The 12,278-nt window shown below is 52.7% G+C and carries 18 protein-coding genes and 1 tRNA gene; 2 read left to right on the forward strand and 17 right to left on the reverse strand.

The annotated features are described in order from the left end of the window. Window positions 1-85: 85 nt before the first annotated feature. The 13 genes from K5554_RS00430 to K5554_RS00490 all read right to left on the reverse strand — a co-directional run bounded on the left by K5554_RS00430 (window position 86) and on the right by K5554_RS00490 (window position 7,734). Window positions 86-379 carry a PGDYG domain-containing protein gene (locus tag K5554_RS00430; protein ID WP_221039218.1) on the reverse strand — a complete coding sequence of 98 codons (294 nt, stop codon included), beginning with the start codon at window positions 377-379 and terminating at the stop codon, window positions 86-88. Window positions 380-382: 3 nt separating this feature from the next. After that, a complete protein-coding gene (locus K5554_RS00435; protein WP_221039219.1) occupies window positions 383-589 on the reverse strand; it encodes a hypothetical protein in 207 nt (68 codons plus the stop codon). A 652-nt stretch (window positions 590-1,241) separates the two neighbouring features. Beyond that, window positions 1,242-1,448: a hypothetical protein gene (locus tag K5554_RS00440; protein ID WP_221039220.1), complete on the reverse strand. Its 207-nt coding sequence runs from the start codon at window positions 1,446-1,448 to the stop codon at window positions 1,242-1,244. A gap of 221 nt (window positions 1,449-1,669) precedes the next feature. Beyond that, window positions 1,670-1,849 (reverse strand): hypothetical protein, encoded by a 180-nt coding sequence (locus K5554_RS00445; RefSeq protein WP_221039222.1) that lies wholly within the window; start codon window positions 1,847-1,849, stop codon window positions 1,670-1,672. 381 nt (window positions 1,850-2,230) lie between these two features. Beyond that, window positions 2,231-2,812 carry a hypothetical protein gene (locus tag K5554_RS00450; RefSeq protein WP_221039223.1) on the reverse strand — a complete coding sequence of 194 codons (582 nt, stop codon included), beginning with the start codon at window positions 2,810-2,812 and terminating at the stop codon, window positions 2,231-2,233. 182 nt (window positions 2,813-2,994) lie between these two features. Beyond that, window positions 2,995-3,486: a hypothetical protein gene (locus tag K5554_RS00455; protein ID WP_221039224.1), complete on the reverse strand. Its 492-nt coding sequence runs from the start codon at window positions 3,484-3,486 to the stop codon at window positions 2,995-2,997. 119 nt (window positions 3,487-3,605) lie between these two features. Then, on the reverse strand, window positions 3,606-4,043 hold the full coding sequence (locus K5554_RS00460) for a DUF669 domain-containing protein (protein WP_221039225.1): 438 nt from the start codon (window positions 4,041-4,043) through the stop codon (window positions 3,606-3,608). Beyond that, window positions 4,024-4,800 carry an ATP-binding protein gene (locus K5554_RS00465; RefSeq protein WP_221039226.1) on the reverse strand — a complete coding sequence of 259 codons (777 nt, stop codon included), beginning with the start codon at window positions 4,798-4,800 and terminating at the stop codon, window positions 4,024-4,026. The genes K5554_RS00460 and K5554_RS00465 overlap by 20 nt, the downstream gene beginning before the upstream one ends. After that, the gene (locus K5554_RS00470; protein WP_221039228.1) at window positions 4,800-5,672 is read right to left on the reverse strand and encodes a PD-(D/E)XK nuclease family protein; all 873 of its coding nucleotides are present in this window, start codon (window positions 5,670-5,672) and stop codon (window positions 4,800-4,802) included. Before K5554_RS00470 ends, K5554_RS00465 begins: the two co-directional genes overlap by 1 nt. Continuing rightward, entirely contained in the window at window positions 5,669-5,866 is a 198-nt protein-coding gene (locus K5554_RS00475; RefSeq protein ID WP_221039229.1) for a hypothetical protein, read from the reverse strand. The genes K5554_RS00470 and K5554_RS00475 overlap by 4 nt, the downstream gene beginning before the upstream one ends. Beyond that, the gene (locus K5554_RS00480; RefSeq protein WP_221039230.1) at window positions 5,863-7,197 is read right to left on the reverse strand and encodes a DEAD/DEAH box helicase; all 1,335 of its coding nucleotides are present in this window, start codon (window positions 7,195-7,197) and stop codon (window positions 5,863-5,865) included. Before K5554_RS00480 ends, K5554_RS00475 begins: the two co-directional genes overlap by 4 nt. After that, entirely contained in the window at window positions 7,198-7,515 is a 318-nt protein-coding gene (locus K5554_RS14615; protein ID WP_370636921.1) for a helix-turn-helix domain-containing protein, read from the reverse strand. It abuts the gene before it with no gap. Window positions 7,516-7,545: 30 nt separating this feature from the next. Then, on the reverse strand, window positions 7,546-7,734 hold the full coding sequence (locus tag K5554_RS00490) for a helix-turn-helix transcriptional regulator (RefSeq protein WP_221039232.1): 189 nt from the start codon (window positions 7,732-7,734) through the stop codon (window positions 7,546-7,548). 99 nt (window positions 7,735-7,833) lie between these two features. Here K5554_RS00490 and K5554_RS00495 point away from each other — a divergent pair, with 99 nt between their 5' ends. Then, window positions 7,834-8,622 carry a S24 family peptidase gene (locus K5554_RS00495; RefSeq protein WP_221039233.1) on the forward strand — a complete coding sequence of 263 codons (789 nt, stop codon included), beginning with the start codon at window positions 7,834-7,836 and terminating at the stop codon, window positions 8,620-8,622. Beyond that, entirely contained in the window at window positions 8,615-9,793 is a 1,179-nt protein-coding gene (locus K5554_RS00500) for a tyrosine-type recombinase/integrase (protein ID WP_221039235.1), read from the forward strand. Before K5554_RS00495 ends, K5554_RS00500 begins: the two co-directional genes overlap by 8 nt. Before the next feature lie 20 nt (window positions 9,794-9,813). Here the strand turns inward: K5554_RS00500 and K5554_RS00505 are convergent. From K5554_RS00505 to thyX, 4 genes are all read right to left on the reverse strand, one after another. Beyond that, window positions 9,814-9,889, reverse strand: a tRNA-Thr gene (locus tag K5554_RS00505). 42 nt (window positions 9,890-9,931) lie between these two features. Next, window positions 9,932-10,579, reverse strand: coding sequence for an RNA polymerase sporulation sigma factor SigH (gene sigH / locus K5554_RS00510; RefSeq protein WP_370636922.1), 648 nt, complete (start codon window positions 10,577-10,579; stop codon window positions 9,932-9,934). A gap of 163 nt (window positions 10,580-10,742) precedes the next feature. Then, a complete protein-coding gene (gene rlmB, locus K5554_RS00515; RefSeq protein ID WP_221039237.1) occupies window positions 10,743-11,501 on the reverse strand; it encodes a 23S rRNA (guanosine(2251)-2'-O)-methyltransferase RlmB in 759 nt (252 codons plus the stop codon). Window positions 11,502-11,555: 54 nt separating this feature from the next. Continuing rightward, a complete protein-coding gene (gene thyX / locus K5554_RS00520; RefSeq protein ID WP_221039238.1) occupies window positions 11,556-12,251 on the reverse strand; it encodes an FAD-dependent thymidylate synthase in 696 nt (231 codons plus the stop codon). Window positions 12,252-12,278 lie beyond the last annotated feature (27 nt).

Genomic DNA, 12,278 nt, shown 5'->3' on the forward strand with positions numbered 1-12,278 from the left:
TACATCGTCTAATTCGTACTTGCAACGAGCCGTTTTCTCAAGCAAAAGAGCCAAGCCGTCTTTTAACTCGGAGTGACCAAGCATGTTACTCCTCCTCCACAGACTCATACGTTGCCTCAAACACGTCCGGTTTGCAGGGGTAACGCTCACCCTTGACGCCAGTGATGATGTAGTCACCAGGAGAGATAAACAACGGGCCTTCCAACGTCATGACGTAGGGTTGATTCCTTTCACAGTCAGTACACATCCCCCATTTTACGTTTGGGGAAACAGCGCCCATAAAAGGACAACCTTTATCTACACAAGCAAACCCGTCCTCTAGTCCAGGTCGATATACCTCCGCATCAATCACCACAGGCTTCTTGCGGTACTTAGCCATTGGCTATGCCTCCTCATCTACCTTTCTATCTTCAATGCTAAGTGTCTCGCGTAATTTCTTGACTTCTCTCCAAGATAAAATCACAGCAGCAACCAAGGACTTATCCTCCCAATTTTCAATCCTTAGCCCCTCAGAAGTAGCACGTATGTTAACGAAGGACTCAGGAGCGTAGGCTATAGTGTACAGCGTCTTGGAAAACTGCGAAGACATGTCTATTCCTCCTTTTCTTCCTTGGCAGCTTCATTTTCCGCTTCCAGCCTAGTGTTTTCGTTTTCGATGTATTGCCCTTCCCAATCTAGAGCTTCATAGTACTCGGTATAATCGCTGAACATCTCTACGCCTCCTTCGCCTCTTGTATCCGCCTGACGATTTCATCGGGCGACTGGCATACGGTAAAGGTTTCGTTGCCGACCATCACAACCCCCAACGGTATAGACTGCTACCATGTGCGCGTAGATAGGTGGCCCCAAAACGCTTGGATGGCTCCTACGGCGAAGTAAAACTCCCTGTTTTCTCCTCCGTATTCTGTCAATCGAATGAATTTATCCATCGGCTACACCCCTTTCCAACTTAGTTACTTCCGTATTCCGAACACTTCCCTGAAGCACTTTGCCGCAATGTTTCTGGCGTCTCTAAGCCCTAGAATGTACTCATCCTTTAACATCCGTTGCTGATCAAGAGTTAAGTCATACTTAGAATACAAATTGTGCTCTTCAGCTCGTCCAGTACATTCTCTCCCATATCTTTCCAGCCTTCTTAAGCATTCCTTACAACCATACCTGATGCGAAGTTCAAGAAGAACCACGCGAAGGAATAAAATCACTAGGATAATCCAACCAGCAAGAGCCCAATCCATTTTTGGCTATGCCTCCCCATCCCCTATTACCATCCAATTTTCAATCGCCACATGGGTTACGCCAGCCTTGTCTAAATACTCAATAAAGGTGTCCTCCACTTTTTCCTCAAGGTCGCTCCATTCCCTGTAAAGCATGTCTCTAGGGTCTTTCTTAAGCTCCATTTCTACCGGCACATATAGTTCTACGGTGCACCATAGCCTATACTTAGCCATCGCTACGCCTCCTCTCGTCTTGGTTCAGGGCGGCCCGGATTTGAACCGGGTGCTATTGGCTGCCGTTTCGTGTGCACCCTCCGCGGCAACCTCATCGTGTGCATTTCCCACCACGCCGCCGCCCTGATATTTGCCCGCCCCGCCGTGCATAGACAACCGTGCGGCATACATGCCACCGCGGGCCCTTGCGGTCGGGGAGAGCTGCATGCGCCCTGATTTGCTTACGTATCGCTCGGAATCATCGCCAGTATCTGTTCCGGCGTTTCCCGAACGACCCAGCTCCCTTTTGTGGTCGCTATGACTGTCTTTCCTGGGACATCCTCATAGATTGCCGTGATAGAATCCACAGGGATATATACTTTTGTACAAGACGGATACAAGGTAGGTTCAATGAAACCCATAGCGCCTTTCCTCCTTTGACTTAGCCCGCCCCGCCGTGCATGACAACTTAGACGGGGTGCCGCCCAAACTTGCGGACAGGGCGGGCAACGAATTTAGTACCTTGGTGCTACATAATGCTGCCAGCAAAACGCTCGTACCCAAGCCAACGGTTTCGGAAGCCACTCACTCCAAGCGTAGAAAAGGTGATCCAGCAACCTAAACAACATCATAACCGTTAACCCCTTTCCTCTAAGGTCTTTGTTTTGTTTTGTTTTGTTTTAGAGGCTCTACCTAAACACACCACACCGTACCCAACCGAACCAAACCGTACCTCACCGAACCCTACCCTATCCAACCAAACCCTATCTAACCAAACCAAACCCTACCCTATAAGCCATACCTTACGCTAAAACTTCAACATTAAACCGTCCGTACCGTGGGCGGTTGTCTCCGATTGCGCACTGCTGACCTGCCAATATCAAAGCCTCAATTACATCCTCTCTGTTAATAAGCAACGGTAAATAGTTGATGGTGAATTGTAAACCCCATTTATTAAATCTTGGACGACAACGCAATGTCCTACTTTGCTTTACTGCGACGGAACGTACATCTCGGAATTCTGGCAATGTTACTAATTCATCTATCTTTCGGGGACCGTCATAAATAAGTTTGATTCTATCAGGCTCAATTACAACGCCTGCTTCTGCGCTTTTCCCCTTCCTAGTTCGCCTAGCACCGTTTCTAAGTGCGGCCTCCAACATGTCCGCTGGGATATAAGGTCCAAGCTCTTCATCGTAGTACATATTCAACCTAAACTCAAGGTCCATCAACAAGAGTGTATCAACGTCGGTTTTCTTCTTGGCAGGCTTACTCGTTATTTTCTTAATTTCCTTCACTAATGGGTGGGTCGGATTAACCCCCGCCGGAGAGTGCATTAACAAGGGAGAAATTCCATTAATCCGAACCTGAATGCTTTCAGGCATTTTACTACCTCCTTTGTGTTGTAGGAACCAAACCCTACCGCACCAAACCGCACCGAACCTGACCGCACCTGACCATACCTTACCCTAGAAGCCATACCGCACCAAACCCGACCATACCGAACCTTACCAGACCACACCCTACCGAACCAAACCCTAGAAGCCACATCACAATAGTCCGTTGCTCAAAACATTTTTTCTCTTGAGGCAGATAAGGCCAGTTTAGCCTTGCCGTCAGCTATTTTTGCCAAGGCATGGTTTTCTGCCTCGACCATCGCCATAAAACGCTCAGTCCTTTCGATGAAACCTGTCCAGGCCACACGACCATCGGAGCTTAGGCGTTCGACTGGCGTGGCATAAGCAATCGCGTAACCTTTAGATATACGCCTCCGCGCTTGTGTCATGCATTTACCAGCCACTTTCAAATGCTCGTCAGGCGTAATCACTCGATACCCTGATCCTGGTACAGCTTCCAACCATTTTTGTGCTTTCCTCAGCAACTCTTTGTTACACCGCCGTACCACTGCATAATACTTACCGCTACCAGCAACCACTCCGATTATTTCAGCGATTTCATTGTGCGGATGCACACTCCCGTACTCCCAAGCACGGGCATGGTCAAACAATTCCTGCCACTCATGTAACTTCTTTGTTCTTAATGTTGCTAAGACACTCATTTTCATCCCTCCTGTATGAGGCAGCCGAGGACGGGGGCTAAGGAGGCTCCACCGCCGGCCCCCGCCTTTCCTTGCGCCTAGCTGTGGCGGCCTTCGCTAAGCACGCTGCCTATTGTGGGTTAGAAGGAGATTTTCTTCTTTGCAGCCCCCGCTGCGCCTGCCGCAGAATCCAACGGCATAAAAGCGTCCACGCGGTTACGCAGTTTGTCTTCATAGGTTTCCTGCTTCACCTTGATTTTGCACCGCTTGTTGTGTAGCTCGGCGGTGTCAAAGGGGAAGCTGATAGCATCGGTAGGTAGCAGCCCCAGTGTCTTGAGTAGCCGCCCCATCTTCCAGGCTCCTTTGCCACGGATCATGAAGTTCTCAAACACCTTGTGTCCGGTGAATTCCGGGTGGTTCTCAATAACGAACACTAGGGTTACGTAGGCATTGCCGTTCTGAGACGTTTTGACCTCAACTTCGGAAGTGTCAATTCGTGCTTCATAGATACCCGCTGGAACAGGAGTAAAGCCGCCTTCAAGATCAACGTCGTTGAAATCAAGCAATAGCTTTGGCATTATTGACCTCTCCTTTCGTAATTCCCAAAGTAGTAATCTGGTCAAAGATCGCCCTGAGGTTCGGATTTTCAACTATTGGTGGTAACGCACCTCCCGGATTTTTTGCTGCATATACGTCAGTCGGCTCCACCAGGAGCTTCCGAACGTACTCTCCATTGATCTCCTGCACACCGAGATAACCGACAAGGTTGCAGTAAGCAGGCAGCTCCTGCGCCAAGCTCTTAGGCTGCACCAGCGGCACTCGGCGTACTTCGTTACGGATATCCATCACCAGGGCCGTAAAGATCACGTGCATCGGCAGGTCGCGAAACATGCGGGCAATGTACCGCACGCGCTCCTGAACGCGGAACCAGTCACCCTTCTCAGGTACATCCGGGTCGTGCTGGGGCCGCTTTTCCACTGCGTTGTTGATGGTCAGGCGCATAACCCGGCGGTACAGGTCGGTTAGGCTGTCAATGACTACAGTTTCATAGGGGTGTTGAGCACTTTGTAGGTACTCAAACGCCTCTTCGAGATCGTTCCATTCGAGGATTTCCCACACGTCCGGGTCAACACCAAGGTCGCGCTTCACAGCCAACATCGTGGAATCGGATACAGCAGGCTCCGTCAAGAGCACCAACGGCTTCGGCGCAGTGCAAGCCAAGTAGGTTTTCCCCGCTCCAGGCTCACCGTAAATCAAGCCCTTGACGTACATTTTGCGGGCCGAAACCTTCTTGATCTTGGAAGGTTTCGGCGGGGTAATGACTTCCTTTGTCATTACGCAGCCTCCTCCTCTTGTTTTTGAGTAAAGAACGCCTCAACCAACTGGTTCACATCGCTACCATCCTCCTCAGCAATGCAAAGCTGTTTGTAAGCACACCGCCAACCACAGTGCTGGCCGGGGGTTGGTATGAAGAGTTTGTCTTCGGAAATACGCTTGTACACGTGGTACAAACGTCTACGCAACACCTCAATCTCGTGCTCGTTCCGCATTACCCATGTCCGGTAAATAGGCTCACTCTTAGCCCTGGCCGGGTCAACCTTCTTGAGGATTGTGTAGATGATCCCAGCCACGGTGTCGTCCGGGAATAGCTGGCGGGCAGCAACCAAGTAGTACCCAGCCTGCTGGTCAAGGCGCAGGTCGGATTCAGACGGCACCTGACTGTAGGTCTTAAACTCCATCAACCACAAAGACCCATAGATGTCTCGAACAATCCCATCAAACCTGCCAACATGTTTGACTTTCGGTGCACGACGTCCACGCGGTGTCCAGATGGGCACCTCAAAGGGCTGCTCCATTGAGACGACCTCAAAACCGTCATTTGCCTGTGCCCAACTGAAATAATGCTCCAGCATCTTTTGGCCCAACTCGAAGTCCTTCTGGTATTGCTCTGCCACGTCCGGCGGCATGTCGGTTGACATCTTAGCGGTCTCTTCTTGTATCCACTGTACGTAGGCAGCAAGCCCGGCTTCAGCATTATGAGGGCTACTACTGTAGTACACCTCCAAACCCTTGTGAACGCCGCGGCCCAAAAAGGGCTTGTGGTCGGTGACGTTCGGCACAAGGCGGTCTACATACTGGTAACGGTACATGCGTGGGCACAAGTTGTAAGTAACGATCTCTGAAGCATGTAACTCACGAACCTTCATCCACGCTCACCTTCATCTACGGGTTTTAGAAACTCCAAAGTGTCCCTGAGCAAGCACAGCGTAGCAAAGGGTAAAAAGTCTTCTTTACCAGTTACATTGACATGCACTCCAGTATCGTCTTCAGTAATAAGCACGAACGAACGTGCCTGTCGTAACATTTCCTCTGCAGCACTCCAACGCTCTTCTTTCCTCATTTGTCTTCCTCCCTCAACCGTTTAATGATTGCCTCAAACGCCTGATGAGTCACAAGCTTCGCTTCCAACGCCTCCTCCACATACTCATCTACTGTGCCTTTGGTAATCAAGCTGATGACATGCACCGGCTTGGTCTGGCCTCTCCGGTGGGCACGGCCTACAGCCTGAATCAAATTGTTGGATGGTACCCAATCCTTGTTGAGGAAAACCACAACATCTGCTGACTGAAGATTCAGCCCCTCTCCCATCGCTCCGATGGTGCCTACAAGCACCCGGCACTTATCGTCGGCCTGGAAAGTTTCGGTTGCCTTCAGGCGTTGCTCCTGGCTGTGTTCTCCGGTGATACTTACAGCACCAAAGGGGGTGAGTTCTGGAAGAAGTAACTTTACATACTCTGCAAAGGTTGTAAACACGAGTATCTTGTGCTGAGCTGCCAATTCCTCCAGCAATTCAATTAAGGCGTCTGTCTTCGCGCTGTCATCCTTGCCGCCAACCAACGCTGGAGAACATACCACCTGCCGTAGTCTAGTAAGCTGGGCCAGTGCTGTAGGGGCCATGACATAGTGGGTATCGTCTATGATGGAAAGAAAGCTTTTCTTCAGGTCGCGGTAAATGCGTTGTTGCTCGCCCGTCTGTTCGACGTAGATGGTCTCATAGCTAACAGGGGGTAAGTTCAACAGTTCCTTGGTACGCCGTAACATGATGGGAGCAATTTCACGTTGAAAACCAACCTCGTCCTTTATCCCCGGTAGAAAGGTTTTGCCTCCAAAGAAATTTGGTTCGGTCCAGCAGTATTGGTCAACGAAGCGCCAGTACGAGGTGTACTTCTTGCGGTCTAAAATGTGTAGTAGTGACCAAAGCTCAGCAACGTTGTTCGGCATCGGCGTGGCCGTGAGCAACCACACATAAGGAATGGTCTGTGCCAACTTGAAGATGGTTATTGACCGTTTGGCTTTGCGGTTCTTGACGTATGCTGCTTCATCTACAATAAGCGCATCCCAGTGTTGCTCAAGTAAAGCGTCTATACGACGCACAACTGTTTCGTAGTTAGTAAGTACAAAGCGGTTTGGTACATCCAACACAGACTTGGTTGTAAGAATCACGCCTTCTTCTCCGGCCCAACGCCTGATTTCGTGCTTCCAGTTATACACCAAGGATTTTTTGGTTACTACTAAAACACGAGAGGCACCTATCCTGAGTGCAGCATGAATGGCCTGTGCAGTTTTACCCAGCCCAACATCATCGGCAAGGATGGCTCGTTTCGTGTCAACAAGGAATTGTACACCCTCTGTTTGGTATGAATCGAGCCATGTGTTTTCTATGGCCTGCAATTATGCAACCCCCAAACCGTTGCAGTTGAATGGGCATTCCAAGCAATAACGAGCACGCAGAGAAGGAACACCTAACACATCCACTGCCCTTGCAGCGATGTCCTCATGGCAGCGTCTGCACCCCCGCTCAATAGCGGAAAGCATTTGCTGGGTAATTTGTAACTTTGCCGCCAGACGCTGTTGTGTAAGCCCTTTTTCCAACCTAGCTTGGCGCAGGAACGTTCCAAAATGGCACGTCTGCACGGCGTGCTCACCTCCTTTCGTTTCCAAAAACTTTAACAACAGTTTGGTGTAAATAATAGACAAACTGGTAAACATAAGATATAATACAAACCGTAACGACAACGCTCAACAAAACAGGTCGTCAATGGTCACATCCAGGGCCGCTGCGATGCGGGCCGCCGTTGCAACGCTAGGTGTACGCTTGCCTTGTTCAATCCAGCGCCACCCAGTAAGTGTCAAACCCGCCGCGCGGGCCGCTTGTTCTTGCGTCAATCCCCTGGCATGACGAAATTCTGCAACACGATTTACAGCCATTTTATCACCACCCCTATCACCTGTTTGGTATCACCTGTAATATAACACACTGTTGAGTCGTTGTCAACAGCAAAAGAAGTTACTAGGGGAGGAATGTTTGTGAGTACTGAAAAAGCGAGCATCAGGCAGAACATCGTTAAACTACGGATGCAGCATGGGATGTCTAGAAAAGAATTGGCCCAAAAGATTGGAGTGACTGAAACGGCCATCTACAATTATGAACATGGAAGGAGGTATCCAGAGCAAAACATCCAAGAAAAGCTTGCCGCTGTGTTTGGCGTTACACTCGGCGAACTGCGCGGAGAAAACCCCAACCGAATCCGGCAAGACCTCGAAGACATAGAAAAGGATATTGCCAAGGTGAAAACGCGCATTGCAGAAAGCCCCATACCAACTCCAGGAGACATCCAAGCTTTAGACAAATTAACCACCCGCCACGCCTATCTAAAACACATGTTGCAAGAATACACTGCCAATGCCATCCACACCAAGACGGTACCGATCCTGAGCAAAATTCCAGCCGGATACCCCGTTATGGTGGGTGATCCTGACATCGAGGGATGGCAGCCTGTTCCAGCCGATAGCAACATTGACTATGCTCTGATTGTACAGGGAGATAGTTTGATTGACGCGGGGATAAATTCAGGCGACTTGCTATTGGTGCATAAAACTGAGACTGCTGAAGTGGGGGACTTGATTGCCGCCCGCATAGGGGATGAGTCAACCGCTAAGTATTTGGCCCGTAAAAACGGGCAGTATGTGCTGCGCCCGGCGAACGAAAACTACCCCGACATTAAGATTGAACCAGACAGTTTGCACATTGATGGGGTTGTGCAAGGCATCGTCAAGCGTGTGCCCCGTATGCCGAGGAGAAACAACAATGGCTAAGAAAAAGAAACGTGCTAACGGCGAAGGGTCGGTATACAAACGCGCCAACGGCACATGGGTAGCCCAAATGACTGTGCAAGCCACAGGGAAACGCCGCAGCTTTTACGGACGCACACAGGCGGAAGTTTTGGCGAAGCTTCGAGCTGCACAAGCCGACGAAACCAAAGGCACTCTCATCGAACCCAGCAAAATCACAGTCAAGGAATGGCTCACCCTCTGGTTGGACACTTACAAAAAGCCCAACCTAAAACAAACTACCTGGGACAGCTACGAAATGCTTGTTCGACGACACATTATCCCAGCGCTGGGAGACACGCCACTGCAACAGTTGCAACCCCACGCCTTGCAACAACTCTATACCGACAAGCTCAAGGGGGGATGCTCTCCGCGTACAGTAGCCATAATGCACACCATCCTCCACGCTGCGCTAAGACAAGCTATGCAAAACCAGCTGGTTCCGCGCAATGTGGCAGAAGCCGCTGTACCACCTCGCCAAACACAAAAAGAAAAACGCGCTCTAACGTCAGAAGAGACAGCCCAGTTACTACAGGCCGCTCAGGGAAACCGCTTGTACGTCGCTATTTACTTAGGCTTGACTACCGGACTTAGGCGCGGAGAACTCCTGGCCTTGCACTGGGAAGACATAGACTTTGAACGTGGATTGCTACAAGTCCGTCGAAACTTAGTAACAATCCGGAACCAGCCAAAACCCAAGACCAGGAACGTTGAGCAAACCCCAAAGACCAAAGGCAGCATTCGCGTAATACCCCTCGCTCCTGAAATACTAACCGTACTTCAGAAGCACAAAGAGGCGCAGGAGTTTGAAAAAGCCTTCTTCGGCGACGCCTACCGAGACCAGGGGCTTGTGTTCGCAACTATTGTAGGTACTCATATCAGCCCACGGAACTTTTCTAAAGAGTTTGCGGAGATAGCAAAAGCGGCGGGACTTGAAGGTGTCAGCCCGCACACGCTGAGACACACCTTCGCATCCCGCCTTGGTGAAATGGGCACGCACCCAAGGGTTGTGCAAAAACTCCTGGGGCACGCCACAGTTGACATCTCAATGGAGGTTTACACCCACGTTGCACCAGACTTTGAACGCACTGCAATAGAAAACTTGACGTTGCAGTACGGTTGCAGTAAGGAGCATAAGGAAAGCCCTCCAGAGTGACCTGGAGGGCTTGATATTCCTGGAGCCGACGATGGGACTCGAACCCGCAACCTGCTGATTACAAATCAGCTGCTCTGCCAGTTGAGCTACGTCGGCTCGCTCTTTTATGATAACCTGAAGGCGCTTTTAAGTCAACCTTTAGCTTTCCGAACGTTTCTCCAGATACTTTTCGAGTTTGCGCTTGACGCGCTGCAGGGCATTATCGATGGATTTAACGTGGCGGTTGAGATCCACCGCGATCTCCTGGTAGCTGCGGCCTTCGAGATACGACACGAGAACCTTCCACTCGAGGTCGCTTAAGATCTCACCCATTTTGTCCTCGATGTCATCGAACTCTTCCCGGTTGATGACGAGTTCTTCCGGATCGCTGACATGGACACCAGACAAGACGTCGAGGAGCGTGCGGTCGGAATCCTCATCGTAAATCGGCTTATTCAGTGATACGTAGGAGTTTAAAGGAATGTGCTTTTGCCGGGTAGCTGTTTTAATGGCGGTGATGATTTGCCGCGTTACGCACAGCTCCGCAAAGGCGCGGAAGGACGACAGCTTATCGTTGCGGAAGTCGCGCACCGCTTTGTAAAGGCCGATCATACCTTCTTGAATAATGTCCTCCCGGTCGGCCCCTACCAAGAAGTAAGAGCGTGCCTTAGCCCGCACGAAGTTCTTGTACTTGTTGATGAGCATCTCCAAGGCAACTTCGCTGCCATCACGGGCCTGGGCCACCAGCTCCTCGTCCTGAGCCTCGTCCAGATCAGGAAGCACTTCCTGGGTTGCACCCACGGTCACAAGCCTCGCCTCCATCCGCTAGGTTGCCGCGGTCCGGTATTAACTTGTACTGCAACAGGTTGTCCTCAACGCCTCTATTATATATTTGCAGCGTTCAGCCCGTCAAGTACGGCGGATTCCCATGGGACAAGCCAAGTCCCACGCTGCGCCACTCTACGGCCTCTCAGCTTGGCGCGCGGGACCGCACGCCGCGTTGGCGCAACACTTCATAAAGGAGCAAAGAAGCTGCCACCGCTGCGTTCAGGGAGGGAACCGGGCCCAGGAGGGGAATGCGCACGGTGAGGTCACACTCCCGCTTGAGGAGCACGCCCAGCCCCTTGTCTTCCCCGCCGATCACCAGCACCAGCGGGCCGCTCAGGTCGGCGTCGAAGTAAACTTGTTCGCCGTCCATATCGGCGCCGACGCTCCACAGGCCCGCAGCTTTGAGTTCATCAAGGGTGCGGGCCAGGTTGGTTACGCGGGCGACAGGAAGAAAGTCCAGCGCCCCGGCCGCCGCTTTGTCCGCGGCCGCTGTAATCGGCGCCGCCCGCCGGCCGGGGATGATCAGTCCGTGTGCCCCGGCGGCAGCGGCACTACGGGCTATGGCACCCAGGTTGCGCGGGTCCTCCACGTGGGCGAGGAGCACCAGGAGCGGGGCCTCTCCGGCGGCGCGCGCCCGGGCCAAGAGGTCCTCCACCTCGCGGTAGGCGCGCGGCGCCGCCAGGGCCAGAACGCCCTGGTGGTGACCGCCCTCGGCCAACTGGTCCAGCCGGCGGCGGTCCACCTCTTCCACCGGCACGCCCTGCGCCCGCGCCGCTTCGCGGATAGCGGCCACTTCCCGCCCGCGGCCGCCGGTGGAAAGGAGAATTTTGTTGAGGGGCCGCCCCGCCTTAAGGGCGCTCAGCACCACGTTGCGCCCCCAGATGGTTTCGTTTTGCGGCAATGCTGCACCACCCACTTCATGCCGCCGGCCGGTCAACCTGTCCCGCCGGCACTTCTATTCTACGCCCTGCCCTTTTCCGCTATGACTGGCGAGCGGGGCGCGCCCGCAGGAAAATCGCCCCTCATGGCAGACGCCCTCCGTCTCACAGCTGGGGCCGGCCAGGGCGAAAAGCCGGGGTGCCACCCGGCGCACCTCTTCGCGCATGGCGCAGGCCAGCGCCCGGATTTCCCACTGCGCCCGCCGGCAGCAGCGCAACTTAAAGAAGTTGTACAGGCTGCGGGCGTTAAAGGTGGCGACGATCTTGGTCTCGCAGGCGTTCGGCAGCACGTAGCGGGCGTCTTCGGGCGGAACGGACTTGAGGAGCTCATTGTAGGCCGACTGAACGGCGGCCATGGTCGCGGTAAAACGCTCCTTCAGCGCAGGGTCTGCCGCTACGCTGGGCGGGGTAATGTAATCAAAACTCTCTTCACGCACATAGCGCTGCGACTGCTGGGAATACGAAGCGATGCGGTGGCGTACCAGCTGGTGCGTGAGCGCGCGGCTTACGCCCTCGATGGCAAAAGTGAAGGTGACGTGCTCCGTGGGCGACTCGTGCCCGCTCTCCACCAGGTGCGCCAGGAGACGCGCCACCTCCTTGTCGCTGAGGCCCGTGAAGAGGTCAGCCGCCCCCACGGGAGAGTAGCAGAGGCGCGCGGCCGCGGCCACCGTGCGTTCCGGGTCGGGGGTATGGTTCAGGAGTTTGACAAACATGGAGCGATTTCTCCCCTTGAATTACTT

This window comes from Gelria sp. Kuro-4 (genome assembly GCF_019668485.1).
In the GTDB taxonomy this organism is placed as follows: domain Bacteria; phylum Bacillota; class DTU030; order DUMP01; family DUMP01; genus DUMP01.